We start from the raw sequence: 26,629 nt of genomic DNA on the forward strand, positions 1-26,629 counted from the left end.
AAGTTTCACCGTGACTGTCACTGACCTGGTGTCGTACGAGGACGCGCTCGCGTCCTACGACCCCGTCATGGGCCTCGAGGTCCATGTCGAGCTCGGCACCAAGACCAAGATGTTCTGTGGCTGCTCCACGGAGCTGAAGCAGGACGCCAACTCCCAGACCTGCCCGGTCTGTCTCGGACTGCCCGGCGCACTGCCGGTCGTCAACGAGATCGGCGTGGAGTCGGCCATCAAGATCGGTCTCGCGCTCAACTGCGAGATCGCCGACTGGTGCCGCTTCGCCCGGAAGAACTACTTCTATCCGGACATGCCGAAGAACTTCCAGACCTCCCAGTACGACGAGCCGATCGCCTTCAACGGCTATCTGGACGTCCAGCTGGAGGACGGCGAGATCTTCCGGGTGCAGATCGAGCGCGCCCACATGGAGGAGGACACCGGCAAGTCGACCCACGTCGGCGGTGCCACCGGCCGGATCCACGGCGCGTCCCACTCCCTGCTCGACTACAACCGGGCCGGCATCCCGCTCATCGAGATCGTCACCAAGCCGATCGAGGGAGCCGGCGCCCGCGCCCCCGAGGTCGCCAAGGCGTACGTCGCCGAGCTCCGCGAGCTGATCAAGGCTCTCGGCGTCTCCGAGGCGCGCATGGAGATGGGCCAGATGCGCTGCGACGTGAACCTGTCGCTGCGCCCGCACGGCCGCGAGGCGTTCGGTACCCGCTCCGAGACGAAGAACGTGAACTCGCTGCGTTCCGTCGAGCGGGCCGCGCGCTTCGAGATCCAGCGGCACGCCGCCGTGCTGTCCTCGGGCGGCACGATCGTGCAGGAGACCCGGCACTTCCACGAGGAGGACGGCTCCACCACGGCCGGCCGCATCAAGGACAACGCCGAGGACTACCGCTACTTCCCCGAGCCGGACCTGGTGCCCGTGGCGCCGGCCCGCGAGTGGGTCGAGGAGCTCCGCAAGGGCCTCCCCGAGCTTCCCCGGCTGCGTCGGGCGCGGCTCAAGGAGGAGTGGGGCGTCACCGAGCACGACATGCAGTCCATCCTCAACGCGGGCGCGGTCGATCTGATCGTCGCCACGACCGAGGCGGGCGCACCCTCCGACCAGGCCCGCAAGTGGTGGATGGGCGAGCTGGCCCGTAACGCCAACGAGACCGGCCGCGGCCTGGAGGCGCTGCCGATCACCCCGGCGCAGGTCGCCCGGGTGGCCGCGCTCGTCGCCGCGGGCGACCTCAACGACAAGCTGGCCCGCCAGGTCATCGAGGGCGTCCTCGCGGGCGAGGGCGACCCGGACACCGTCGTCGAGAAGCGCGGCCTGAAGGTCGTCTCGGACGAGGGCGCGCTGTCCACGGCCGTGGACGAGGCCATCGCGGGCAACGCGGCCATCGCGGACAAGATCCGCGGCGGCAAGGTCGCGGCGGCGGGCGCGCTCGTCGGCGCGGTCATGAAGGCCACCCGCGGCCAGGCGGACGCGGCGCGGGTGCGCGAGCTGATCCTGGAGAAGCTCGGCGTCGAGGGCTGACCGGCCGATCACCACCCCGAAGGGGCGGTGCACCCGTACCACGGGCGCACCGCCCCTTCGGCGTAGAGCGGCGGCAGGTGGGTTGGACTTCCGGTCCGGCCTGTTGGACGTTCACCACCGGTCCGTACGCAGTCCTTCCCCATGCCACCTGGGCTGACTAGCTTCCCGGCTGTACCCACCGGAACCAGGAGGCTCTTTTGACCACGGACATGTCACGGCGACGGCTCTTCGCGCTGGGCGGCGGAGCACTCGGCGCCGCTGCGGCCGGATCGTTCCTGCCGCCGTCGCTCCAGGCCGCCATCGCCGCGCAGCCCGCCCACGCGGGGTCCGGCGGGCGAGGCCTCGGCTCCATCAGGCATGTGGTGATCCTGACGCAGGAGAACCGTTCCTTCGACCACTACTTCGGCACCCTGCGCGGGGTACGCGGCTTCGGCGACCGTAACGCCATCGAGCTGCCCACCGGCGGAACGGTGTTCGAGCAGCCCGGCGCGGCCGGCTCCGCCGTGCTGCCCTTCCCGGTGCGCGGAGCGGCCGAGGAGCAGCAGAAGGACCTCCAGTACATCGGCGCCCTCGACCACTCCTGGAACGGCGGTGCGAAGGCCTGGGGCGGCGGCTGGATGAACGGCTGGATCAGCGCGAAGACCGCGGCCACGATGGCGTACTACGACCGCCGTGACATCCCGCTCCACTACGAGCTGGCCGACACCTTCACCGTCTGCGACGCCTACCACTCCTCGATCCACACCTCCACCAGCCCCAACCGCAACCACCTGTGGAGCGGCAGGACCGGCTTCGAGGCGAACGGGAAGCGGGCCGTCGGCAACGACGCGTACAGCGAGGGGACCCACCCCGGCTACGACTGGCCGACCTACGCCGAGCGGCTTGAGAAGGCCGGGCACAGCTGGCGTACGTACACCGAGTGGGAGAACTTCACCGACAACCAGATCGAGTTCTTCGCCTCCTTCAAGGCGATCGCCCGCAAGGCGCTCGCCAGGACCGGCGGCCACACCTACATGGAAGCCTTCTACGCGAAGGTCCGGGGCGCGTCCGAAGCCGAGCGCGAGCGGCTGCTCGGGCTGCTGGAGGAGGGCGTCGCCACCCTCACCCGGCGCGAACGCAGCCTGTTCGAGCGGGGGCTGCGCCGGGTTCCGACCGGGACGCTGGCGGAGGAGTTCGCCAAGGACGTGGCGGCCGGGACGCTCCCGGCGGTCTCCTACCTGGTCCCCTCGGCGATCGACTCCGAGCACCCGAGCGTCTCCTCGCCGGTGCACAGCGCCACCGTCGTCTACAAGATCCTCGACGCGCTCGGCAAGCACCCCGAGGTGTGGCGGCACACCGCCGTGCTGATCAACTACGACGAGAACGACGGCTTCTTCGACCACGTCCCGCCGCCCGTCGCACCCCCCGAGGTGACCGACGAGCAGTGGGAGGGCCGTCCCACCGGCCTCGGGATCCGGGTGCCGCTGCTGGTCGTCTCGCCGTGGACCGTCGGCGGGTACGTCTGCTCCGAGGTCTTCGACCACACCTCCGTCATCCGCTTCCTGGAGCGCTGGACCGGTGTGAAGGAGCCCAACATCAGCGACTGGCGGCGCCGGGTCACCGGCGACCTCACCTCCGCCTTCGACTTCGACCGGCCCCGGCGGCGGCCCGTCGTCGAGCAGCCGGGGGCGATCCCGCCCTTCAGCGGACGCTGGCAGCCGAAGCCGCCCGCCGTCCAGCAGCTCCCCGAGCAGGAGCCCGGCGCACGCCCGGCGCGCCCGCTGCCGTACCGGCCGGACGCCCGGGTGCGGCGGTCGGGCGACGCCCTGCGGGTGGAGCTCGCCAGTACCGGCCGGTCCTCGGCGCACTTCGCGCTGTACCCGTACGCGGGCGAGTTCCCGGCCCCGCAGCACAAGGACGTCCACGGCAGCGCGCACTGGACCGTCCCGCTGACGGGCGAGGCGTACCGCTTCACGGTCACCGGGCCGAACGGCTTCCGCCGCGAGTTCGCCGGACCGGCCGACGGGGGAGCGGAGGTCGCCACCCGCATCGATCACCGCGACCGCGACCTGCATCTCATCCTGCGCAACACCGGCCGCCGGACCCTGACCTTCCTGGTGCGGCCGCTCGGCTACGTGGACGAGGAGGACGTACGGGACTGGACCCGCCGTGTCAGGGTCAAGCCGGGCCGCAGCCGGGCGCTCGTGCACTCGGCGGCCGACGCCCACGGCTGGTACGACCTCGCCGTCACCGTCGACGGGGAGGACGGCTTCCGGCGGCGGCTCATGGGGCACATCGAGAACGGCCGCGCCAGCGTCTCCGGCTGACCGGATCCGGTGGTCACCGGGCTTGATCCATCCCGTGTAGGGAACAGATCAAGCCCTGTGACCGTGGCCACGAAGCGGACAAATGATGAGGTTCTGCTGTCAGAGTGGCAGTCTCAGGTCATGAGACGTTTACGGGCAGATCGCGTTATCTGTGGGTAAAGGTCCACGAACCCACAGGGAGCTCGTCCGTTGGCTGCCATTGCCCGCTGGTGCATCAGGCACCGTCTCGTCGCCGTCCTCATCTGGCTCGCCGCCCTCGGCGGGACCGCCGCCGCGGCGGGCTTCGCGGGTTCGGCGTACTCCAACGACTACGAGGTCCCCGGCACGGAATCCGGCCGCGCCACCGAGCTTCTCTCGCGCGGCTTCACCGACCTCGGCGGCGACACCGACACCGTCGTCTGGCACACCACCGGCTCCACGGTCCGGGCCGACGACGTCGAGCAGACCATGACCCGGACGCTCCACGCGATCGAGGACCTGCCCGGCGTCGGCGCGGTCACCGGACCCTACGGAGCGGCCGGCCCCGGCCAGATCAGCGAGGACGGCCACACCGCCTACGCCACGGTCACCTTCGAACGGTCCGCCGACGAGATCCCCGCCTCCCAGGCACAGGCCCTCGTCGACACCGCGAAGGCCGCCGAGGCCGACGGGCTCCAGGTCGAGCTGGGCGGCAGCGCCGTCGCCCTCACCGAAGCGCCCACCGCCCACCTCGCCGAGGGCATCGGCGTCGTCGTCGCGGCCGTCGTGCTCTTCCTCGCCTTCGGTTCGCTCGCCGCCAGCCTGCTGCCCATCGCCACCGCCCTGGTCTCCGTGGGCACCGCCTACGCGGGCATCGTGCTGCTCGGCCACGTCATGACCGTCGCGGACTTCGCCCCGATGCTCGGCATGCTCATCGGGCTCGGCGTCGGCATCGACTACGCCCTGTTCATCGTCACCCGGCACCGCAGAGGACTGCGGCGCGGCATGTCGGTCGACGAAGCGGCCCAGAACGCGGTCACGACCACCGGCCGCGCGGTCGTCTTCGCCGGCGCCACCGTCTGCATCGCGCTGCTCGGCATGCTGATCCTGCGGCTCGGCTTCCTCAACGGCGTCGCCATCGCCGCCTCGCTCACCGTCGTCCTCACCGTCATGGCCTCGGTCACCCTGCTGCCGGCCCTGCTCTCGCTCATCGGGATGCGGGCGCTCAGCCGCCGTGAACGCCGGCAGCTCGCCGAACACGGACCACGGCCCGAGCTGCCCACCGGCTTCGCCGCCCGCTGGTCGGCCTTCGTGGAGCGCCACCCCAAGCTGCTGGGCGGGATCGCGGCCGTCGTCATGCTGGTGCTCGCCCTGCCCGCCCTCGGCCTCCACCTCGGCACCTCCGACCAGGGCAACAACCCCGCCACGGCCACCACCCGGCAGGCCTACGACCTGCTCGCCGACGGCTTCGGCCCCGGCGTCAACGGCCCCCTCACCATCGCCGCCCAGCTCGACGGCGCGGACGACCGGTCGGCGCTGGACACACTGCCCGAGCAGCTGAGCGCCACCGACGGCATAGCCTCGGTCGGCCCGGTCACCTACAACAGCGCCGGCGACACCGCCTTCCTCACCGTCGTACCCGACTCGTCCCCCCAGTCGCAGGACACCAGCGAACTGGTCGACCGGATCCGGGACGACGTGCTGCCGCCGGTCCAGGAAAACACCTCGCTGGAGGCCTACGTCGGCGGGATGACAGCGAGCTACGACGACTTCGCCGAGATCATCGTCGGGAAGCTGCCGCTCTTCGTCGGGGTCGTCATCGGACTCGGCTGCCTGCTGCTGCTCCTGGCCTTCCGGTCCATCGGCATCCCGCTCAAGGCCGCCGTGATGAACGTGGCCGCCGTCGCCTCCTCCTTCGGCGTCGTGGTGGCCGTCTTCCAGTGGGGCTGGGGCAGCGAACTGCTCGGCCTCGGCAGCGCCGGGCCCATCGAACCCTTCCTCCCCGTGATCATGGTCTCGGTCCTCTTCGGCCTCTCCATGGACTACCAGGTCTTCCTGGTCGGCCGGATGTACGAGGAGTGGCTGGAGACCGGCGACAACCGGCGCTCCGTCCGGGTCGGCCTCGCCGAGACCAGCCGGGTCATCAACTCCGCCGCCGTGATCATGATCTCCGTCTTCCTCGCCTTCGTGCTCAGCGGCGACCGGGTCATCGCCATGTTCGGCATCGCGCTGGCCACCGCCGTGGCCCTGGACGCCTTCGTCCTGCGCACCCTGCTGGTGCCCGCCCTGATGCACATGCTCGGCGGGGCGAACTGGTGGCTGCCGGGCCGGCTGGAGCGGCGGCTGCCCCGCATCAGCATCGAGCCGCCCGACTGCGTACCGCTGCGTGCGAGGATTCCGGGGGCGCGCTCGGACGAGGGCATCGAACCGTCGGGGGACCGTGCCCACCTGGTACGGGAGTCCGAGAAGGAGCACGATGTTCGCCATATCCCTGGGTGACGACACGGCGGAGCTGCGGCCGCTGGAGGTCTGGCAGGCCGAGGAGTTCCTCGCCCACCTGGACCGGGCCCGGGAGGCGGTCGACCCCTGGATCCCCTTCGCCTCCTTCGCCGCCGACCCGGACTCGGCGCGCGCCCTGCTCCAGCGGTACGCGGAGAAGCAGGCGGCGGACACCGGGCGGCTGTACGGCATCTGGCTGGAGGGCACCCTCGTCGGCGGCGTCCTCTTCCGGGTCTTCGACGTGCGGTCCGGCAACTGCGAGATCGGGGTGTGGCTGGAGTCCGCCGCCCAGGGCCGCGGACTGGTCACCCGCGCCGCCGGGCACCTCATCGACTGGGCGGTGTACGAGCGCGGTATGCACCGCGTGGAGTGGGACGCGTCCGCATCCAACATCCGGTCGATCGCGGTGGCGAAGCGGCTAGGGATGACCCGGGACGGCGTGATCCGGCAGAACTACCTGCACCGGGGCGTGCGCCACGACTCGGAGATATGGTCCGTCCTCGCCCCGGAATGGCGGGCCCGCGCCGGGCGCTGAGCCCCGGCGGAGTCCGGGGACGGCCCCGGCGCGGCCCCGGCGCGGCCCCGGCGTTAAGAGGGCTCTCATCCGGGCCCCTTAGCGTGCGGCGTATGAACACCACCCCCTCCAGGACCTCCACGACCACCCCGCCCGCCGGGACGACCGATCCCGCAGACGCCGATACGGCGGACACCACCGCGCAGGACTCCACCACGGGGGAGGCCACCGCGAAGGGCGCCTTCGCGAAGGACGCCACCGGCACACCGTCCGACGCCACCGACTTCGCGACGGACTCCGGCGATATCGCCGGGCGGGCCGACGACGAGGACGAGGACCTGGAGCCCGACCCCTTCAACGACGACGAGGACCTGGACGACCCCTTCGGCGAGGCCCGGCACGGCGTCGGCACGGGCGCGGCCGCCGTCGTCTCCGCCGCCCTGGGCGTCGTCGCCCTGACCGGCGCCTGGACCGGCCGGGTCGCCGCCGAGCGCGAGACGCTCATCGGCCAGATCAAGACCTCCGGCGGCGGCAGCGCGGCCCAGCAGATCTCCGAGATCTACGGGGACGCCTGGCACACCACCGCCCTGGTCAACGGCGTCTTCGCCGTCCTGGCGCTGCTCGTCGGCGTCTTCGTCCTGGTCCGCCCCGCCTTCGGCGCCCCCTCCGAGAAGCCGCAGCCCACCTGGGTCCGCGCGGTCGCCCTGGCCGGTGTCGCCCTCGGCGTCCTCGGCGTGCTGATCTCCGCGGGCATGTACTTCGACCTCTTCGTCGCGCTGCCCACCGCGGGCACCCCGGCCGCCGGCTGACGGCCGGGCCACGGCGCCCTAAGCACCCCTCGGACACGGGGTGAGCCCGTCCAAGGCCCCCACTAAGGCCCCCACCGCCGCGAAGATGCGGAACTCGCCCGATGCGGCGCCCCCTCCTGGCCGACGACAGTGGACACACAGCGAACACAGGGCCCCGGCCGACCGGCCGGGCAACCCTCCGGTCCGCTGCCACGACCAGGAACCAGGGGCACCCCATGTACGAGTACGAGCTCTACCGCTCCACCTCCGCCGAGCTGATCCGCCGGGCCGACGCCGAGCGCGAGATCGGCCGGGCCCGCCTCGCCCGCCGGGCCGCCCGCCGCACCGGACGCGGAGACCCCGAAGGGAAGGTGGTGGAGGACAGGCGCACCCGCTTCGCCCCCGCGGCCTGACCGGGAGCATGATCACCGTCGGCGAAAATGGTCCCGCCGCCTCGTACGCGTATGCGATGCTCAGCGGCGTGGAGACCAGGTCAGTCAGCCCCGTGTTCGTCGGGCGCGCCGAGGAGCTCGCCTCGCTCACCGAGGCGCTCGCGCGTGCCGCGTCCGGCGACCCGCAGGCGCTGCTGATCGGCGGCGAGGCGGGCGTCGGCAAGACCCGGCTGGTCGAGCGGTTCACCGCGGCGGCCGAGCGGCGCGACGCCGTGGTGGCCGTCGGGTCCTGTGTGGAGATCGGGGCCGACGGGCTGCCGTTCGCCCCCTTCCCGACCGCCCTGCGCGCCCTGCGCCGGGCCCTGCCCGAGGAGATGGCCGCCGCCTGCGCCGGCCAGGAGGGCGAGCTGGCCCGGCTCCTGCCCGAACTGGGCGAGGTCCACCGGGACGCGACCGACGAGCACAGCATCGCCCGCCTCTTCGAACTCACCGCACGACTGCTGGAGCGGATCTCCGCCGACCGGGCGGTCGTCCTCGTCCTGGAGGACCTGCACTGGGCGGACGCCTCCACCCGGCACCTGCTCGCCTATCTCTTCCGGACCCTGAGCAGCGGCCGCCTCATGATCGTCGGCACCTACCGCGCCGACGACATCCACCGCCGCCACCCCCTGCGCCCGCTCCTCGCCGAGCTGGACCGGCTGCGCAGCGTCACCCGCGTCGAACTCGACCGGTTCAGCCACGACGAGGTCGGCCGCCAGCTCGCCGGCATCCTCGCCGAGACCCCCGATGCCGCACTCGTCGACGAGATCTTCGACCGCTCCGACGGCAACGCCTTCTTCGTCGAGGAGCTGGCTCGCTCCGTGGAGTGCTGCGGCGACAGCTCAGGGCTGACCGAATCGCTCCGCGACCTCCTGCTGGTCCGCGTGGAGGCGCTCCCCGAGCACGCCCAGCGGATCGCCAGGACCGTCGCCGAGGGCGGCTCCAGCGTCGAACACGAACTGCTGGCCGCCGTCGCCGGACTCGGTGAGGACGACCTCGACGAGGCCCTGCGCGCCGCGGTCGGTGCCAACCTGCTGCAACCCGCGCCGGACAGCGACGGCTACCGCTTCCGGCACTCCCTGGTCCGCGAGGCCGTCAGCGACGACCTGCTGCCCGGTGAACGCACCCGCGTCAACCGCCGGTACGCCGAAGCCCTGGAGGCCGATCCCTCCCTCGTCCGGGACGACGAACGTGCCACCCGCCTCGCCAGCTACTGGTACGCCGCCCACGACGCCGCCAAGGCCCTGCCCGCCGTGCTCCGGGCCGCCGTCGAGGCCCGCCGGCGCTACGCCTACTCCGAGCAGCTGAGGCTGCTGGAACGGGCGATGGAGCTCTGGGACGACGTTCCCGACGCGGTGCTCGCCACGCTGCGCCCCTTCGACTACGCGGAGGTCTACCCGGCCTCCGGCTGCGACCCGGAGCACGCGCCGCTGCGCTACCTGGACGTGATGGCCGAGGCGACCGTCGCCGCCCGCTTCGGCGGCGACCGCAAACGCGCCCTGACCATCTCCAAGAAGGCCATGCGGGTCCTGGCCGCCGAGGCCGACCCGCTGCGCGAGGCCTGGTTCTGGGTGCAGCGGTCCCGCCTGATGCAGGGGCTCGACAAGGGGGACGGCTGGGAGGAGCTGGCCACCGCGCAGGAGCTGGTGCGCGGGCTGCCGCCATCCCCCGTGCAGGCCGACGTCCTGACCAATGTGGCCAGTTGGCGGGCGCTGCACCAGCCGGGCCCGCAGGCGCTCGCCGACAGCGACCGCGCCGTGGAGTACGCCCGGCTCGTCGGCGACGAGTACATCGAGCTGCACGCCCGCCTCACCCGGGGCTGGCTCACCGCGGACGCGGGCGGCATCGAGGACGGTCTCGCCGAGATGTACGCCGTCCGGGACCGTGCCGAGAAGCTGCACCTGACGAACCTCCTGGGCCGGGTCAGCGTCAATCTGCCCTCCTCGCTCGAAGCGATGGGCCGCTCGCTGGAGGCCGTCGCCGCCGCCGACCACGGCATCGAGATCTGCCACAGCCGCGGCCTGGCGGACTCCGGGGCCTGGGTGTACGCGAACCAGGCACAGTCCCTGTTCTCCCTCGGGCACTGGCGCCGGAGCGAGGAAGCCGCCGCGTCCGCCACCCGCCTGGCACTGGCCCCTAAGGCGAAGGGCCTCGCCGCCCTGCGCCGTACCGAACTGGCCGTCGCCCGCGGGGACATCGCCCAGGGGGAGGAGCTGCTCGCCCTGTCCCGGAAGCACTTCGGCCAGCGCGACCCGCAGCCCCAGCACTTGATCGCCCCCGTCCGGCACGCCATGGTGCTGGCCGCCTCACAGGGCAGGCTCGCCGAGGCGCGGGCCGCGTTCGAGGAACTGGCCCGGCCCGGTTTCCCGCCCGGCACCCAGCGCTACGCCCTGCCCCTGCTCCAGACCGCCGCCATGATCGAGGCGGACGCCCGCGGACTGCCCGCCGCCGAACCCGACCGCCCTGAGCTGCTCGCGCTCATCCGCCGGTGCGTGAAGAACCTCCCGATGCTCGTCCCCGTATGGGCGGCGTACGGCGTTCTCATCGACGCGGAGCTGGCCCGCGCGGAGGGCACGGACACCCCCGGACACTGGGCACGCGCCGCCGAGGCCTTCGGCCCGCTGAGCCGCCCGTACGAACTGGCCCAGGTCCACCGACGCTGGGCCGAATCCCTGCTCATCGCCCCCGGCGACCGGTCCACCGCCACGGCCCTGCTGCACCGCGCCCGGGAGGTGGCCCACCGGCTCGGCGCGCGCCCGCTCGCCGAGGCGGTCGAACAGCTGGCGGCACGGGCCCGCATCACCCTGGACGGCTCCGGCGCGGCACCCGGCTCCGACACCGGGATCCACCCGGCCGTCCTGACCGTCGTACCCGACGGAGAGGGCCCCGGGCCGCTGTCGGCCGAGGAGCGGGACCCCGCCGTCGCCGCCGTGGCGTCCTTCGGGCTGACCCCGCGCGAGCAGGACGTGCACCGGCTGGTCGCGGCCGGGCACACCAACCGCAGGATCGCCGAGGAGCTGTTCATCTCGCCGAAGACCGCGAGCGTGCACGTCTCCAACATCCTGGCCAAGCTCGGCGTCTCCAGCCGTGGCGAGGCGGCCGCCCTCGCCCACCGCCTCCGCCTCTACCCGGCCGCGTAAGGCTCCCGGGGCCCCTACTCCTCGGGCTCCTCGTCCGCGCGGCGCTCCGGCCCGCCCACCGGCTTCCCGGGCCGGGGCCGGTCGAGCACGGCGTCCTGCTCGGGCGCGACCGGCCGCATGTGCCCGTGCCGGGGCTCCGGGGCACTGCCCGGGGCCGGGGCGCCGGACCGTATCGGGGCGCCGGCCGGTATCGGAGCACTGGCCGGTGTCGGAGCGCCGGCCGGTATCGGGGCACCGGCCGGGGCCGAAGCACGGTCCGGGGCCGGATCAGCGGCCGGGCCCGGGGCGCGGACGGTCACCTTCCCGGAGGTCAGGTCTATCGGCCCCCGGTCCGGATCGCCGATGCCGAGATCCACCCGGCTCAGCTCCAGCCGCCTCTGCTCGGCCGAGGTGTGTTTGCGCCCCGGGGCGAAGAGCTCCTCGAAAAAATTGAACACCGGCCGTGCTCCCTCCGACATGCCGCGCGGGCGGACGGCTACCGCACTTCCACCTGGAGGATCCTGTCGTCCCCGGGCTTCTGCGTGCCCCGTCCGTCCGTGTTGCTGGTGACCAGCCACAGACGGTCGCTCCCCGCACTCACCACCGTGCGCAGCCGACCGTGCTCCTCATCGAGGAACGACTGGGGGTCCGCAGAAGGTTCCGCCGCCTTCTCGCCGGACAGCGGAATCCGCCACAGCCGCTCGCCGCGCAGCGCGGCCATCCAGATCGAGCCCTCCGCGTACGCGATCCCGCTGGGGGAGGCCTCCGAGGTCCTCCACTGTGCCACCGGGTCGATGAACCCGTCCTTGCCCTCCCGGCCCTCGGCCTCGGGCCAGCCGTAGTTCCCGCCGGGCTCGATCAGATTCAGCTCGTCCCAGGTGTTCTGGCCGAACTCGGCGGCCCACAGCCGCTTCTGCGCGTCCCAGGCGAGCCCCTGCACATTGCGGTGCCCGTACGAATACACCACCGAGTCCGCCTCCGGATTGCCGTGCACCGGCTCCCCGTCGGGGGTCATCCGCAGGATCTTGCCCGCCAGCGACTCCTTGTCCTGGGCCAGCCCGGTGTCCCCGGTCTCGCCCGTGCCCGCGTACAGCATCTTGTCCGGGCCGAAGGCGATCCGGCCGCCGTTGTGGACGATGCCCTTGGGAATGCCGCGCAGGACGGTGTCCGGGGCGCCCAGCTGCTGCCCCGCCGGGCGCTTCCCGTCGTAATTCATGCGGACGATCCGGTTGTCGGACGTGGTGGTGAAGTAGGCGTACACCAGTTGGTCCGCGCCGAACGTGGAGGAGACGGCGAGCCCGAGCAGCCCGCCCTCGCCGCCCGGGGACACCCCGGGCACCGAGCCCAGCAGCGTCTGTTTCCCGTTCTCGCCGTCGATCCGGTGCACCGTGCCCTCGTCACGCGAGGCGACCAGCAGATCACCGCCCGGCAGCGCGGCCAGCCCCCAGGGCGACTTCAGGCCCTCGGTCAGCGTCGAGACCACCTTCGCCGACCCCTTCGCGGGCGGCAGATCGGCCGACCCGCTCGGCGAGGTCGGGGGAGCGGAGCCCCCCGAAGCGGTCGGGGAACCGGCGGGCCGCCCGGCCGAACCCCCGTCCCCCTCGGCGGAACACGCGGCCGACAGCAGCAGGGCGGCCGACGTCAGCGAGGCCACCACCCCCCTGCGCATCGCCGGGGACTGCACAGGTCCGAACAGAGCACCACGCACGGAACCGATCCTTTCGACGGTTGCCTGACTCGTTGCCCGACTACCTGTTCCTACACCGCGGCCGGCCCAGGAGTTCCCGCCGCGCCCATTCTCCCGCCGCACGGCCGACGACGCTCGGTCCCGCACCGCTCGGTCCCATGACGTACGGCCGACGCCGCTCGGTCCCATGACGCTCGGTTCCACGTCGCTCGTCCCACGACGCTTGGTTCCGCGCCGCTCAGGCCCGCGCCGCTCAGTCCCACGATTCGCGGGCGGCGGGCAGCCCGTCGATCTCCGCGAGATCCCGGCCGTCCAGGACCACCTGCGCCGCCCCGGCGTTCTCCACCGCCCACCGCTCCCGTTTCGCCCCCGGCACCGGCACCACATGCGGGCCCTGACGCAGCACCCACGCCAGCGCCACCTGGGCCACGGTCGCACCGCGGCGCTCCGCGATCCGCCGCAGACCGGCCACCACCGGCTGGTTCGCCGCCATCACCTCCGCCGTGAACCGCGGATGCCTGGCCCGCAGATCCTCCGGCTCGAAACCCTGGCCCGGCTTCAGCGTCCCGGTCAGATATCCGCTGCCGAGCGGCATCGCGGCCAGCAGTCCGACCCCGCGCGCCACGCACCACGGCAGCAGCTCCGCCAGCGCCTCGCGCGACCACACCGACAGCTCCGCCTCGACGGCGCTGACCGGGAAGACCTGCTGGATCCGCTCCAGCTGCCGGATCGTTCCCTCATGCGGCCCCGCGCCCGACCGGCGCGGGGCCCGAGCCCCCACCGCGCACAGTCCGAGCGAGCGCACCTTGCCCGCGGTGACCAGCTCCGCCATCGCACCCCAGGTCTCCTCCACCGGCACCTCGGGGTCGGCCCGGTGCAGTTGGTACAGGTCGATCACATCGGTCTGGAGCCGCCGCAGCGAGGCGTCACAGGCACGCCGGACGTACCCGGGCCGGCCGTTGGCGACGATGTGCTGATCGCCCGCCAGCAGCCCGCACTTGGTGGAGACGAACGCTTCCTGGCGGCGGCCCTTCAGCGCTCGCCCCACCAGCAGCTCGTTGGTGAACGGCCCGTACATGTCCGCGGTGTCGAGCAGCCGGACGCCCGCGTCCAGCGCCGCGTGCACCGTCCGCACCGAACGGTCGCCGAGCTGCTGCGACGCGCTGTACCCCCAGCTCATCGGCATGCAGCCAAGCCCGACCGCACCCACGGCAAGCCCCGCCGCCCCGATAGTCCTGCTCTCCAACTCCCCGAACCCTTTCCTGGACGAGCCATTCCGCCTTCCCGTCCGCCGCGGTCCGCGGGCGGCTCCTCCAGGAACGGCGCGCGAGCGCGGTCCCGGACCCGGACGGCCACGCCCGCCTGATCCACGACGCAGGCCCCTGTCGGGGGAGTTCGGTGAGTGATTGACGGAAGCGTTTGGGCGATGTGACGATACGCCGATGCCTGGCCTGCACGCACGGATGGCTGCTCGCGGTGGTGACTTCACCGCTGCCGTGGTCGCTCGATGCGCGGCGGAGGTCCCCTTCTACGGGGAGTTGCCGCGCCATACGCTCGATGGCGAGGTGACGCGGTCGATCACGGCCGTGCACGAACTGCTGCTGCGGGCCCTGCGTCAGGACGGCGTGATGGGCCCGGGTGACCTGACCCGGCTCATCGAGTGGTCGGGGCGCAGGGCCGAGGAGCGTGTGCCTCTGGAGGCGGTGATCGCCGCCTATCTCGTCGGCGCCGAAGTGTGGTGGCAGGCACTGGCCGAGACGGCGGAACCCGAGGAGCTGACCGGCGCCGGAGCCAAGCTGCTGGCCTGCCTGCACGCGGCGATGCCCGCCGTCGTGCTCGCTCACCGCAATGCCCAGGAGGACATCCGCAGCGAGGACAAGCGGGTACGGCGGGCGCTGCTGACCGCGCTGCTGGCCGGTCGGCCGTACGAGGAACTGGCGGAGGCGGCAGGGGTCTCGGTGGCCGGCGGACATGAGGTGGTCGCCCTGTCCTTCGAGCCGAATCCGCCGCCCCGGCTGGTGCAGTCGTCGCTGGAGGCCCACGCGGGCGTCCCGGTGCTGATGGACCATGTCGCCGGGATCGCACTGCTGCCGGGCGGTTGCGACCTGGCCGGCCTGCGGGACTCGCTCGGGAAGGACATCGGGCACGGTGTGCTCGCGGCTGCGGCCTCCGCCGCCGGACCGGCCGCCGTTCCCGCGGCGGCCCAGGAGGCGGGCCGCGTACTCGAACTCGTCCAGCGACTGGGCCGTCCGTCCGGGCTGTACCGGCTCGACGACGTGCTCCTGGAGTACCAGCTCGCACGTCCGGGTGAGCCACTGCTGCGGCTGGCGGCCAAGCTCGACCCGCTGGAGGCGTATCCGTACCTGCTGGAGACAGTGCGTGTGTACGTCGACCACGGACACCACCGCAGCCGGACCGCTGCGGAGCTGTGCGTCCACCGCAACACGCTGGACTACCGGTTGCGCCGGGTGAGCACGCTGACCGGGCTGGACCCGGCCGTCCCGGCCGAGGCGAGGCTGTTGCAGGCGGCGCTCGTCGCCAGGGACCTCACCTGACCGCGAACCCGACCGCGGGGTCCGACGGCGAATCCGACCACGGGCCCGACGGCGAACCCGACCGCGTGGTCCGACGGCGAATCCGACCGCGGGCCCGACGGCGAACCCGACCGCGTGGTCCGACGGCGAATCCGACCGCGGGCCCCGTGGCGGCCGGGGCCGTGCTACAGCCAGGCCCGCACTACAGCCAGGCCCGCAGCTCCTCCTGCCGGGGCGCGAGGACCGTGGACGTGCCGGGATGGTCGAAGACCCTGACCGGCCGGCGGGCGTCCCAGGCGGTCCAGCCGGGGTCGCCGGAGGTGGCGAAGTCGACCCAGGCCCGGTGCATGACGTCGGCCAGCGGCTGAGGGGCGTCGGGACCGGACAGCGCCTCACCGTGACGGAGGTTGTCGAAGACGAAACCGATCTCCAGCGCGTGACAGGCTCCCAGCCCCAGGACCGGAGAGCGCCAGGCGAACTCGTAGAGATACGTCCGGGCGGGCCGGGAGTCGGCGAGCCGGTTGAGAGGCCCGCGCAGCAGCAGGTCGGTGGCCATCTCACCGAGGATCACCCCCGGCTTCGCGTCCGGCCGGCCCGCCCGGTACAGCCGTGCCACCCGGCCGGGGATCCTGAACTTCAGCAGGGCCAGCCGCAGGGTGAGTCCGCTGACGCGGTCCAGCGCCCCGCTCGGCACGAACCACAACCGGTACTCCTCCCGGTTGCAGCCCAGCAGCAGGTCGACCGAGGGAAGCGGAGGATCGGCCGGCACCACGTCGTCGTCGACCACGATGTGGAAGCCCGATCCGCCGCTGACCGGGTCGGCCCTGCCGGTCAGCTCGTCCTGGACGTCCAGCAGCCGGTCACGGTCCACCGCGGCGAACCCCTGCGCGGTGGCCGGCACCCGCAGCGCCTTCGCCATCGCCCGGACGGTCCTGGCGCCCTCGCCGCGCGTCACGGTGTGCGGCGGGCCGCTCTGCAGGATCGCCCGGTGGAACAGACCGGCCGCGCGCGGGCTGGTCAGCAGGGCGGCGATGCTGACGGCTCCGGCGGACTCGCCGCACACCGTGACGCACCCGGGGTCTCCGCCGAATCCCGCGATGTTGTCCCTCACCCAGGTCAGGGCGGCGATCTGGTCCAGCAGGCCCCGGTTGTCGGGTGCGTCGGGGAAGACGCCGAATCCCTCCACCCCGAGCCGGTAGTTGATCGAGACCAGGACCACACCGTCGCGCGCGAAGGCCCTGCCGTCGTACAGGGGCATGGCGGCGGAGCCGTTCCGCAGCGACCCTCCGTGGATCCACACCAGCACCGGCAGCGGTCCGCCGGTGACCTGTGGAGCCCAGACGTTGAGGTTGAGGCACTCCTCCCCGGGGATGTCCACGTCGGGAATCAACCGGTCGAGGGGCGGCCGGTAGGGGCGTTGCGGAGCGGTCGGTCCGAACTCCAGCGCGTCGCGTATCCCCTCCCAGGGCTCGACGGGCGCGGGGGCGCGGAACCGGCGGACTCCGAAGGGCGCGGCGGCGTACGGGATTCCCAGGTAGGAGGCGATTTCCTGGTCGACGCGGCCCCGTACCTCTCCTTGGCGCGTCGTCGCGATGATGTCCATGTCGGTCCTTTCACGAGAAGTGCCGTCTCCCCGGTCGCGGGCGGCGACCCGGGGAGACGGCGGGGACGGGGATCGGACGCCGCCCGCCACGGCGCCGGCGGTCGGCCCGGCCGGGTTACGGAGTGGTGGCCGGGACGCTCAGGGCCAGGCTGTTCCGGCGGACGTCGGACCAGGTGGCGGTGTCGGTGCAGATGCCGCAGCCGGGGCCGAAGAACTGGGCGTGCGCCGTCCGGTCGCCCATGAGGTGGGCACGGAACCAGGCGGTGGTCGGTGCGGCGAACGGGCCGGGATCGCCGACGACCGTGAAGTGGTTCGCCCCGCGCACCTCGCCGTAGAGGGCCGGAATGTGATCGGCGGCGTTGTAGAAGGCCTTGACGAGGGCGGGGAAGACGATGCTGTCCTTCTGGCCGGCCAGCAGCAGCGTGGGTACGCGCACCGTGTTGATGTTGGCCAGCGGACCGGGCTGGATCGGCAGGACGGCGTCGACGCGGGGGTCCGAGCCGACGACGATGGCGGCCGCGCCGCCCTGCGAGTGACCCGATGCGCCGATGTTCTCCAGGTCGACGTGGTCGAAGAAGACGCTGCCCGGGTCGGCGTTCCTCCGGGTGAGCATGTCGATGCCCGCCCGCATGGAGATGCCGAGGTTGGACTGCGGGGTGTTCGCGGCGGCGACGATGAAGCCCTGACCGGCCCAGTGGAGCAGCAGCTTCCGGTAGACGAGGGGGAAGCCGCCGGTGCCGTTCCCCCACACGATCACCGGGTGGCGGCGGTCGCTGTCGGCGATGTCGCGCGGGTAGTACAGGGTGGTGATCGCCCCGACCTCCACCGCGGTGGCGTACGGGCCGGGAGCCCCGAAGTCACTGGGGGCCGGGGTCGGGGGCGCGGCGGCGACCATCGCCGGATCCGTGGATGCCGATGCCGATGCCGACGCCGTGCCCGCGCCCGCCGACGCGGTCAGGGCCAGGGCGAGTGCGGCCAACGGGACGAGCAGATTCCTTCTCCACAACACGGCGACTCCTGACGTCGAGGTGAACCGAGTGATGCGGCTGGACCACATCGGTGTGTGATCGCACATCCTGTGGGAGCGACCGCCGTTCGTCTCTGCGCAATCGCGGCAATCACCGACGGCGGAGTTTGTGCAACCTGCCAGGGCGTGTCCGGCGGATCGTGACTCCCCCTCGACGCGGTCCCGCACGCCTTCCTCATCGGCCACCGGGCAGGCCTCCATGGCGGTCTGCTCCCCTGCTGGACGCGGCGTCCCGGACGGTGAACGACGCCCGCCGGAGCACGCCGGAGCACGGCGGTCGCTCCGGCCCGCGCCGACGGGCCGCAGCGGCTGTCGCTCCTCGACGCGCTCCCGACCGGCCCGGCCCCTCTCCCGGCCCCGGCTGCGCGCACGCTCGCGGACCCGCCGTGGGCCCGGACGTCCTCGAACTGCGACCGCGCCGACCGCCCGTCGCGCGCGGGCCCCGGGGATCCCTGGAGCATGCGCACATCCGTCGCATAGCCTCCTGACCATGACTGCGACGACTGCCGACGTGTGGCTGCCCTTCCCGGCCGAGGAGGTCGACGGCCTGCCCGAGGGCTTCAACTACCACTTCTGGGACGGCGAACCGGACTACCCGGGGGACCCGGCCGACTGCGCCTACTACGTCGTGCCCTACATGAAGGACTCCGAGGTCGCGGTGCGCCCGCTCGCCGCGATGGGGTCCGTCCAGGTGGTGCAGACGCTCTCCGCGGGCATCGACCACGTGGAGCCGGGCCTCGGCCTGCTGCCCGCCGGCGTACGCCTCTGCAACGCCAAGGGCGTGCACGAGGCGTCCACCGCCGAGCTGACGCTCGCCCTGGTCCTCGCCTCCCTGCGCGGTTTCCCCGGGTTCGTCCACGGCCAGGACAAGGAGGAGTGGCGGTCCGGCTTCTACCCCGCGCTCGCCGACAAGTCCGTCCTCATCGTGGGGTACGGCTCCATCGGCTCGGCCATCGAGGACCGGCTCGTCCCGTTCGAGTGCGCGCGGGTGGCGCGCGTCGCGCGCTCAGCGCGGACCGCCGCACACGGCCCCGTACAGGCGCTCGACGACCTGCCCGCCCTGCTGCCCGAGGCCGACGTCGTGATCCTCTCCACCCCGCTGAACGCGTCAACGCAGGGACTGGTGGGCGCCGACTTCCTCGCCGCGATGCCCGACGGCGCCCTCCTCGTCAACGTCGCCCGCGGCGGAGTCGTCGACACCAAGGCCCTGTTGTCCGAACTCGAATCCGGCCGGCTGCGGGCCGCACTCGATGTGACCGACCCGGAACCCCTGCCCCCGGGGCATCCTCTCTGGCATGCTCCGAATGTCTTGATCACGCCTCATGTGGGCGGCAGCACCTCGGCGTTCGAACCGCGCGCCAAGCGGCTGCTGGCCGCACAGCTCACCCGGTTCGCCGCCGGAGAGCCGGTGCACAACGTCGTACGCACCACCGGCTGACCCGCTGCGGCGGCCACGCTACGGGGCGGTCCGGATGCACGCAGTGCCGCTCACCTCGACTTTCGTCACGGAGCGTAGAGAATCTATGGCCCTGAGTGACGGATCTGGTGTATCGTCCGATCCGGGGGGCTGCGCCGTGGAAGGGGCGGCGCGGGGGGAGCACCGGAACGCGAGGGGGCGACGGGCGATGTGCTGGCCATGGAGAGACGATCCGACGCGGGCGAGCGGACGGTTGCGGCCGCCCGCGCCGATGGACCACAGCACCCGCCGATGGCCGGATCCCTGCCCCGGACCGGCATCGCCGAGGCGGTCGCGGCCGGGTTCGGGCGAGTGGCGCCGGAGGGGTCCGGCGAGGTGCCAGGCGCCGGGGAACACGTGCCCGGCGGGCCCGGGGCGGGGAGCGCTCCGGTGAGCGCGCTGGGGGCCCTGCTCGCCCCGCGGTCCGCCTCCGGATCCACCGGGCTGCGGTCCCGGATCCTGCTCGGCGTCGTCTGCGCGGGGTATTCGGTGGGTGCCGCCGTCGGCTGGGGTTCACCACAAGTGGCCGTCATCATGGGAGACTTCGGACTCTCCGCGGCAGCGCTGATCGCCGCGGTCTCCTGCTTCCTCTACGCGAGGGAGGGCGGGGGCCGGATGCGGCCCGCCTGGCTGCTGTTCTCGCTCTCCTCCCTCATGGCGGCCTGCGGAAACGCCGTCTGGGGCTGGTACGAGGTGATCCTCGGCGTCCCCGTGCCCGCCCCCTCCCTCGCCGACGTCTTCTTCCTCTGCTTCGCACCGCCCGCCATCGTCGGACTGCTCGTGCTCGCCAAGCGCCCCGTCACCCGCGCCGGCTGGGTGTGCCTGGCCCTGGACGCCTGGCTGATCGGCGGCTCGCTGCTGACGCTCGCCTGGAGCCTCGCCCTCGCGCACACCACGCACCTGGCGGGCGTCCAGGACACCAGCGTCGCGCCCGCGGCCCTCTCGCTGGCCTACCCGCTGCTCGACATCGTGCTCGTCTCGATGGTCCTCGCCCTGCACTTCCGCCGGTCCGGGGTGAACCGCTCCGCGGTCAACACCGCCATCGCCGCCCTGGCGCTCACCGTGCTGAGCGACGCGGTGTTCACCTCGCCGCTGCTGCGCTCCACCTATCACTCGGGCCAGCTCCTCGACGCCGGCTGGTTCGCCGGATCGCTGCTCCTCGCCTACGCCCCCTGGGGCGTCCGCTGCGGGGCCCGGCCGGCCGGCCGCCCCGGGCCCCCGCGAGCCATCGCCAGCCGCCCGATCGCCGGCTCCCTGGCCGCCCTGACCCCGTATCTCGCCGCCGCCGTCTGCACGTTGGGCATCCTGTACAACGTGGTCGACGGCCGCCGGGTGGACCGGGTCGTCATCTTCACCGGCTGCACCGTCGTCCTGGCGCTGGTCGTGCGGCAGGGCATCATGCTCCTCGACAACATCTCCCTCACCCAGGAGCTGGCCCAGAAGGAGAACCACTTCCGCTCCCTGGTGCAGGGCTCCAGCGACGTCATCATGATCGCCGCGCCCAACGGCACCCTGCGCTACGTCAGTCCCGCCGCCGCCGGGGTCTACGGGCGCGAGGCGGAGGACCTCGTCGGCTCCGAGCTGTCCTCGATCATCCACCCCGACGACCTCGGCCGGTTCGTCCACGAGGTGCGGCGCTTCCTCGCCGCCCCGCCGCACGAGGAGCCCACCACCCGCATCGAGTGCCGCTTCCGCTCGGGCACGGGCGACTGGCTCCACGTCGAGTCCACCGTCAACCGCCACCAGGGCGGCCTCCTCCTCAACAGCCGGGACGTCACCGAACGGGTCAGGCTCCAGGCCCAGTTGCAGCACAACGCCGAGCACGACCCGCTCACCGACCTGCCCAACCGGGCCCTGTTCACCGCCCGGGTCCGCCAGGCGCTCGGCGGCCGCCGCTCGGGCGACCCCGGCACCGCCGTCCTCTTCATCGACCTCGACGGCTTCAAGGCGGTCAACGACACCATCGGCCACCAGGCGGGCGACGAACTGCTCGTCCAGGCCGGCCGCCGCCTCCAGGACTCCGTCCGGGCCGGGGACACCGCCGCCCGGCTCGGCGGCGACGAGTTCGCCGCGCTCATCATGGGCGACGGCACCCGCGACCAGGGCGCCCGCGAGTACCAGGTCCACGAGATCGCCGACCGGCTGCGCCTCACGCTCTCCCAGCCCTACCGGATCGGCCCCAGCGAGGTCCGGGTGGCCGCCTCCATCGGCGTGGCCTTCGCCGAGCCCGCCATCACCCCCACCGACCTCATGCGCAACGCGGACCTCGCGATGTACCGCGCCAAGGCCGGCGGCAAGGACCGGGTCGAGCTGTACGCCCCGCAGATGCAGGCCGACGTCGTACGCCGCTCCGAGCTGGCCACCCGGCTGCGCACCGCCCTGCGCGACGGCGAGTTCGCCCTGCTCCACCAGCCCGTCGTCCACCTCGCCAGCGGCTCCGTCGCCGCCGTCGCCGCCCAGGCCCGCTGGCGCTCCGCCCAGGGCATCCTGTTCACCCCCGCCGAGTTCCTCCGGGTCACCGGCGACGACGACCGCACCGCCGAGCTCGGCCGCTGGCTCCTGGAGGAGTCCGTGGCGCAGGCCGCCGACCGCGCCAGGGCCGGGCATCCCGTCTCCGTCTCCGTCCGGCTGTCCGCCGCCCGGCTGCTGGACACGGCCCCGCCCTTCGGCACCATCGAGGCGCTGCTGACCCGCCACGGTCTGCCCTCGGGCGCCCTGATGATCGAGGTCGCCGACAGCGACCCGCGGGTCTCCTTCGACGCCCTGGAGCAGCGCCTCGTGGCCCTGCGCCGGCTCGGCGTACGGATCGCGCTCGACGGCTTCGGGAGCGGCTTCGCGGCCATCAACGCCTTGCGCCGGCTCCCCATCGACGTACTGAAGCTCGACCGGAATCTGGTGGAGGGCGTGGTCGAATCGGCCAGGCTGCACAAGATCACCAGCGGTCTCCTGCGGATCGCCCGCGACCTCGGCCTCCAGTCCGTCGCGGACGGCGTCGACGTCCCCGAGCAGGTCCTCGCCCTGCACGCCATGGGGTGCACCCACGGCCAGGGGATGGCCTTCTCCGGACCGCTCGACGAATACCGGCTGCGACGTGCGCTGGTCCGCGGGGAGTTCCCGGTGCCGGGCATTCCGAGTCCCCGGCCGGCGATGGCGGGCGGCTCGATCCCGCTGCTCACCGGATCACATACTGAGACGCCCGTCCCACCTACTTGACACGTCATGCGTGCCGGAGAGAGGGTCAATGCCATGCGCACCCGAATTCTCGTACTTGGAAAGCGCGTCGGCTGAAGCAGAGTCACTCCACACACTCTGCGGACCACACCCGGCGCGCTCCCCTCGCTTGCCTCACGGCACGAGGGGTTTTTTGTTGCACCGACACCTGTCAAAACGCTGCAAAACACCCGCGAAAACCCTCAGCTTCGAGAAGAGAATGCCGATGACCGAGCAGGCCACCGGGGCCCACCACCCGCAGCCGCGCGCCCGTAACGGCGGACAGCCGTCCGTCACCGTTGAGCACGTCACGGGCGCGCAGTCCCTCATCCGTTCTCTCGAGGAAGTCGGCGCCGACACGGTATTCGGCATTCCCGGCGGCGCGATCCTCCCCGCCTACGACCCGATGATGGACTCCACCCGGGTCCGCCACGTCCTGGTCCGCCACGAGCAGGGCGCCGGCCACGCCGCCACCGGGTACGCGCAGGCCACCGGCAAGGTCGGCGTCTGCATGGCCACCTCCGGCCCCGGCGCCACCAACCTGGTCACCCCGATCGCCGACGCGCACATGGACTCCGTGCCGATCGTCGCGATCACCGGCCAGGTCGCCTCCAAGGCGATCGGCACCGACGCCTTCCAGGAAGCCGACATCTGCGGCATCACGATGCCGATCACCAAGCACAACTTCCTGGTCACCAAAGCCGAGGACATCCCGCACACCATCGCCGAGGCCTTCCACATCGCCTCCACCGGCCGCCCCGGACCGGTCCTCGTCGACATCGCCAAGGACGCCCTCCAGGCGAAGACCACCTTCAGCTGGCCGCCCACCCTGGACCTGCCCGGCTACCGCCCGGTGACCAAGCCGCACGCCAAGCAGATCCGCGAGGCGGCGAAGCTGATCACCCAGGCCGACCGCCCCGTGCTGTACGTCGGCGGCGGCGTCCTGAAGGCCGGGGCCACCGCCGAGCTGAAGGTTCTCGCGGAGCTGACCGGAGCGCCCGTCACCACCACCCTGATGGCGCTCGGCGCCTTCCCCGACAGCCACCCGCTGCACGTGGGAATGCCGGGCATGCACGGTGCGGTCACCGCCGTCACCGCGCTGCAGAAGGCCGACCTGATCGTCGCCCTCGGAGCCCGTTTCGACGACCGCGTCACCGGCAAGCTGGACAGCTTCGCCCCGTACGCCAAGATCGTCCACGCCGACATCGACCCGGCCGAGATCGGCAAGAACCGCACCGCCGACGTGCCCATCGTCGGCGACGCCCGCGAGGTCCTGGCCGACCTGGTCCAGGCCGTCCAGGCCGAGCACACCGAGGGCCGCACCGGCGACTACACCGCATGGTGGAAGGACCTCAACCGCTGGCGCGACACCTACCCGCTCGGCTACGACCTGCCCGACGACGGCAGCCTCTCCCCGCAGCAGGTCATCCAGCGCATCGGCGAACTCGCCCCCGAGGGCACGATCTTCGCGGCGGGCGTCGGTCAGCACCAGATGTGGGCCTCCCACTTCATCGACTACGAACAGCCCGCCACCTGGCTCAACAGCGGCGGCGCCGGGACGATGGGATACGCGGTCCCGGCCGCGATGGGCGCCAAGGCCGGCATGCCCGACCGCACGGTCTGGGCGATCGACGGCGACGGCTGCTTCCAGATGACCAACCAGGAACTGACCACCTGCGCGCTCAACAACATCCCGATCAAGGTCGCCGTCATCAACAACGGCGCCCTCGGAATGGTCCGCCAGTGGCAGACCCTCTTCTACAACCAGCGCTACTCCAACACCGTGCTGCACTCCGGCGCGGACACGGACGGCGTTCCGGCCAAGGGCACCCGCGTCCCGGACTTCGTCAAGCTGTCCGAGGCCATGGGCTGCTACGCCATCCGCTGCGAGGACCCGGCCGACCTGGACAAGGTCATCGAAGAGGCCAACTCCATCAACGACCGCCCCGTCGTGGTCGACTTCATCGTCCACGAGGACGCCATGGTCTGGCCGATGGTCGCCGCCGGCACCTCCAACGACGAGGTCCAGGCCGCCCGCGGCGTCCGCCCCGACTTCGGCGACAACGAAGACGACTGAGAGACAGAGAGAGAACGACTCCATGTCCGAAAAGCACACGCTCTCCGTCCTGGTCGAGAACAAGCCCGGTGTCCTCGCCCGGATCACCGCCCTGTTCTCCCGACGCGGCTTCAACATCGACTCGCTCGCGGTCGGTACCACCGAGCACCCCGACATCTCCCGCATCACCATCGTCGTGAATGTCGAGGGCCTGCCCCTGGAGCAGGTGACCAAGCAGCTCAACAAGCTGGTCAACGTCCTGAAGATCGTCGAACTCGAGCCCGCCGCCGCGATCCAGCGGGAGCTCGTCCTGGTGAAGGTCCGCGCCGACAGCGAGACCCGCTCCCAGATCGTCGAGATCGTCCAGCTGTTCCGCGCCAAGACCGTCGACGTCTCCCCGGAGGCCGTCACGATCGAGGCGACCGGAGGGGCCGACAAGCTGGAGGCGATGCTCAAGATGCTGGAGCAGTACGGCATCAAGGAACTCGTCCAGTCCGGCACCATCGCCATAGGGCGCGGCGCGCGCTCGATCACCGACCGGTCGCTGCGCGCCCTGGACCGTTCCGCCTGACCGGTATGCGAGCGGCGCCCGCGCCGCTCGCATGGCGAGACCCGACAACGTATACGACGCACCCCGCCGTACGGTGGGACGCAACACCTGCACACATAGGAGAAGACCCAGTGGCCGAGCTGTTCTACGACGACGATGCCGACCTGTCCATCATCCAGGGCCGCAAGGTCGCGGTTCTCGGTTACGGCAGCCAGGGCCACGCCCACGCGCTGTCGCTCCGTGACTCCGGCGTCGACGTCCGCGTCGGTCTGCACGAGGGCTCGAAGTCCAAGGCCAAGGCCGAGGAGCAGGGCCTGCGCGTGGTGACCCCGGCCGAGGCCGCTGCCGAGGCCGACGTCATCATGATCCTCGTCCCGGACCCGATCCAGGCCCAGGTCTACGAGGAGTCCGTCAAGGACAACCTCAAGGACGGCGACGCGCTGTTCTTCGGCCACGGACTGAACATCCGCTTCGGCTTCATCAAGCCGCCGGCCGGCGTCGACGTCTGCATGGTCGCCCCCAAGGGCCCCGGCCACCTGGTCCGCCGCCAGTACGAGGAGGGCCGCGGCGTTCCCTGCATCGTGGCCGTCGAGCAGGACGCCTCGGGCAAGGGCCTGGCGCTCGCCCTGTCGTACGCCAAGGGCATCGGCGGAACCCGCGCCGGCGTCATCAAGACGACCTTCACCGAGGAGACCGAGACCGACCTGTTCGGTGAGCAGGCCGTCCTCTGCGGTGGCACCGCCGCCCTGGTCAAGGCCGGTTTCGAGACGCTGACCGAGGCCGGTTACCAGCCCGAGATCGCGTACTTCGAGTGCCTGCACGAGCTGAAGCTCATCGTCGACCTCATGTACGAGGGCGGCCTGGACAAGATGCGCTGGTCCATCTCGGAGACCGCCGAGTGGGGCGACTACGTCACCGGCCCGCGGATCATCACGGCCGACACCAAGGCCGAGATGAAGAAGGTCCTCACCGAGATCCAGGACGGCACCTTCGCCAAGGCCTGGATGGCGGAGTACCACAACGGTCTGCCCAAGTACAACGAGTACAAGAAGGCCGACAGCGACCACCTGCTGGAGACCACGGGCCGTGAGCTGCGCAAGCTCATGAGCTGGGTGAACGACGAAGAGGCCTAGGCCTCGGGGGAGCGGGGCGGGTCCTGCACGGACCCGCCCCGCCCCGCATACCGAAAGAAGCCGCTCCGTACGGGGGTACCGGAGGGGCTGGTCCGTACGGGTGTACACGACGTCCACCCTCGTGCGGGTGATCTTTCCGCCGGGGCGCAGTACGTGGCCCGTCGCATGACTACACTTCTCCACACATACACGCGTCAGGGCCCACAGTGTCGTGCGTCTACCACGCGGCTAGCCCCTCC

18 protein-coding genes are annotated in these 26,629 nt (G+C 72.1%); 13 read left to right on the forward strand and 5 right to left on the reverse strand.

The window, feature by feature from the left end; translation table 11 throughout:
• The first annotated feature begins 10 nt into the window (after positions 1-10).
• From gatB to ACGF2Y_RS00255, 7 genes are all read left to right on the forward strand, one after another.
• Entirely contained in the window at positions 11-1,519 is a 1,509-nt protein-coding gene (gene gatB, locus ACGF2Y_RS00225; protein ID WP_392941605.1) for an Asp-tRNA(Asn)/Glu-tRNA(Gln) amidotransferase subunit GatB, read from the forward strand.
• Positions 1,520-1,716: 197 nt separating this feature from the next.
• Positions 1,717-3,825 (forward strand): phosphocholine-specific phospholipase C, encoded by a 2,109-nt coding sequence (locus tag ACGF2Y_RS00230; RefSeq protein WP_392941607.1) that lies wholly within the window; start codon positions 1,717-1,719, stop codon positions 3,823-3,825.
• A 189-nt stretch (positions 3,826-4,014) separates the two neighbouring features.
• Positions 4,015-6,282, forward strand: a complete 2,268-nt coding sequence (locus ACGF2Y_RS00235; protein ID WP_392941609.1) for an MMPL family transporter — start codon at positions 4,015-4,017, stop codon at positions 6,280-6,282.
• On the forward strand, positions 6,260-6,817 hold the full coding sequence (locus ACGF2Y_RS00240; RefSeq protein WP_392941611.1) for a GNAT family N-acetyltransferase: 558 nt from the start codon (positions 6,260-6,262) through the stop codon (positions 6,815-6,817). Before ACGF2Y_RS00235 ends, ACGF2Y_RS00240 begins: the two co-directional genes overlap by 23 nt.
• 92 nt (positions 6,818-6,909) lie before the next feature.
• Complete coding sequence (locus ACGF2Y_RS00245) at positions 6,910-7,605, forward strand: hypothetical protein (RefSeq protein ID WP_392941614.1); 696 nt, start codon at positions 6,910-6,912, stop codon at positions 7,603-7,605.
• Between the two features lie 215 nt (positions 7,606-7,820).
• A complete protein-coding gene (locus ACGF2Y_RS00250; RefSeq protein ID WP_392941616.1) occupies positions 7,821-7,997 on the forward strand; it encodes a hypothetical protein in 177 nt (58 codons plus the stop codon).
• Positions 7,998-8,005: 8 nt separating this feature from the next.
• Positions 8,006-11,155, forward strand: coding sequence for an AAA family ATPase (locus tag ACGF2Y_RS00255; protein ID WP_392941619.1), 3,150 nt, complete (start codon positions 8,006-8,008; stop codon positions 11,153-11,155).
• 14 nt (positions 11,156-11,169) lie between these two features.
• On the opposite strand, the gene ACGF2Y_RS00260 is transcribed toward ACGF2Y_RS00255, so the two are convergent.
• From ACGF2Y_RS00260 to ACGF2Y_RS00270, 3 genes are all read right to left on the reverse strand, one after another.
• Positions 11,170-11,592 carry a DUF6191 domain-containing protein gene (locus tag ACGF2Y_RS00260; RefSeq protein WP_392941621.1) on the reverse strand — a complete coding sequence of 141 codons (423 nt, stop codon included), beginning with the start codon at positions 11,590-11,592 and terminating at the stop codon, positions 11,170-11,172.
• Between the two features lie 38 nt (positions 11,593-11,630).
• Positions 11,631-12,842 carry a PQQ-dependent sugar dehydrogenase gene (locus ACGF2Y_RS00265; protein ID WP_392941623.1) on the reverse strand — a complete coding sequence of 404 codons (1,212 nt, stop codon included), beginning with the start codon at positions 12,840-12,842 and terminating at the stop codon, positions 11,631-11,633.
• Positions 12,843-13,074: 232 nt separating this feature from the next.
• Positions 13,075-14,031: an aldo/keto reductase gene (locus ACGF2Y_RS00270; RefSeq protein ID WP_392942550.1), complete on the reverse strand. Its 957-nt coding sequence runs from the start codon at positions 14,029-14,031 to the stop codon at positions 13,075-13,077.
• A gap of 232 nt (positions 14,032-14,263) precedes the next feature.
• Here ACGF2Y_RS00270 and ACGF2Y_RS00275 point away from each other — a divergent pair, with 232 nt between their 5' ends.
• On the forward strand, positions 14,264-15,376 hold the full coding sequence (locus tag ACGF2Y_RS00275) for a PucR family transcriptional regulator (RefSeq protein WP_392941626.1): 1,113 nt from the start codon (positions 14,264-14,266) through the stop codon (positions 15,374-15,376).
• A gap of 181 nt (positions 15,377-15,557) precedes the next feature.
• On the opposite strand, the gene ACGF2Y_RS00280 is transcribed toward ACGF2Y_RS00275, so the two are convergent.
• Positions 15,558-16,958 carry a carboxylesterase/lipase family protein gene (locus tag ACGF2Y_RS00280; RefSeq protein WP_392941628.1) on the reverse strand — a complete coding sequence of 467 codons (1,401 nt, stop codon included), beginning with the start codon at positions 16,956-16,958 and terminating at the stop codon, positions 15,558-15,560.
• A 115-nt stretch (positions 16,959-17,073) separates the two neighbouring features.
• Positions 17,074-17,967 (reverse strand): alpha/beta hydrolase family protein, encoded by an 894-nt coding sequence (locus ACGF2Y_RS00285; RefSeq protein WP_392941631.1) that lies wholly within the window; start codon positions 17,965-17,967, stop codon positions 17,074-17,076.
• Positions 17,968-18,475: 508 nt separating this feature from the next.
• On the opposite strand from ACGF2Y_RS00285, the gene ACGF2Y_RS00290 reads away from it, so the two are divergent.
• The 5 genes from ACGF2Y_RS00290 (at position 18,476) to ilvC (ending at position 26,390) form a co-directional block, all read left to right on the forward strand.
• The gene (locus tag ACGF2Y_RS00290; RefSeq protein ID WP_392941633.1) at positions 18,476-19,423 is read left to right on the forward strand and encodes a 2-hydroxyacid dehydrogenase; all 948 of its coding nucleotides are present in this window, start codon (positions 18,476-18,478) and stop codon (positions 19,421-19,423) included.
• A gap of 408 nt (positions 19,424-19,831) precedes the next feature.
• Entirely contained in the window at positions 19,832-22,654 is a 2,823-nt protein-coding gene (locus ACGF2Y_RS00295; RefSeq protein WP_392942552.1) for a putative bifunctional diguanylate cyclase/phosphodiesterase, read from the forward strand.
• A gap of 217 nt (positions 22,655-22,871) precedes the next feature.
• Positions 22,872-24,728, forward strand: coding sequence for an acetolactate synthase large subunit (locus ACGF2Y_RS00300; RefSeq protein WP_392941635.1), 1,857 nt, complete (start codon positions 22,872-22,874; stop codon positions 24,726-24,728).
• Positions 24,729-24,750: 22 nt separating this feature from the next.
• On the forward strand, positions 24,751-25,278 hold the full coding sequence (ilvN, locus tag ACGF2Y_RS00305) for an acetolactate synthase small subunit (RefSeq protein ID WP_003966072.1): 528 nt from the start codon (positions 24,751-24,753) through the stop codon (positions 25,276-25,278).
• A gap of 110 nt (positions 25,279-25,388) precedes the next feature.
• On the forward strand, positions 25,389-26,390 hold the full coding sequence (ilvC, locus tag ACGF2Y_RS00310) for a ketol-acid reductoisomerase (protein WP_392941637.1): 1,002 nt from the start codon (positions 25,389-25,391) through the stop codon (positions 26,388-26,390).
• Positions 26,391-26,629: the final 239 nt, after the last annotated feature.

The sequence above is a fragment of the Streptomyces sp. NPDC048142 genome (genome assembly GCF_043202835.1).
Lineage (GTDB): Bacteria > Actinomycetota > Actinomycetes > Streptomycetales > Streptomycetaceae > Streptomyces.

Bases quoted from the DNA above. Each gene is read 5' to 3' on its own strand.
- ACGF2Y_RS00245 (WP_392941614.1), top strand. From the start codon at position 6,910: ATGAACACCACCCCCTCCAGGACCTCCACGACCACCCCGCCCGCCGGG.
- ACGF2Y_RS00290 (WP_392941633.1), top strand. From the start codon at position 18,476: ATGACTGCGACGACTGCCGACGTGTGGCTGCCCTTCCCGGCCGAGGAG.
- ACGF2Y_RS00280 (WP_392941628.1), bottom strand. From the start codon at position 16,958: ATGGACATCATCGCGACGACGCGCCAAGGAGAGGTACGGGGCCGCGTC.
- ACGF2Y_RS00240 (WP_392941611.1), top strand. From the start codon at position 6,260: ATGTTCGCCATATCCCTGGGTGACGACACGGCGGAGCTGCGGCCGCTG.
- ACGF2Y_RS00250 (WP_392941616.1), top strand. From the start codon at position 7,821: ATGTACGAGTACGAGCTCTACCGCTCCACCTCCGCCGAGCTGATCCGC.
- ilvN (WP_003966072.1), top strand. From the start codon at position 24,751: ATGTCCGAAAAGCACACGCTCTCCGTCCTGGTCGAGAACAAGCCCGGT.
- ACGF2Y_RS00275 (WP_392941626.1), top strand. From the start codon at position 14,264: ATGCCTGGCCTGCACGCACGGATGGCTGCTCGCGGTGGTGACTTCACC.
- ACGF2Y_RS00255 (WP_392941619.1), top strand. From the start codon at position 8,006: ATGATCACCGTCGGCGAAAATGGTCCCGCCGCCTCGTACGCGTATGCG.
- ACGF2Y_RS00300 (WP_392941635.1), top strand. From the start codon at position 22,872: ATGCCGATGACCGAGCAGGCCACCGGGGCCCACCACCCGCAGCCGCGC.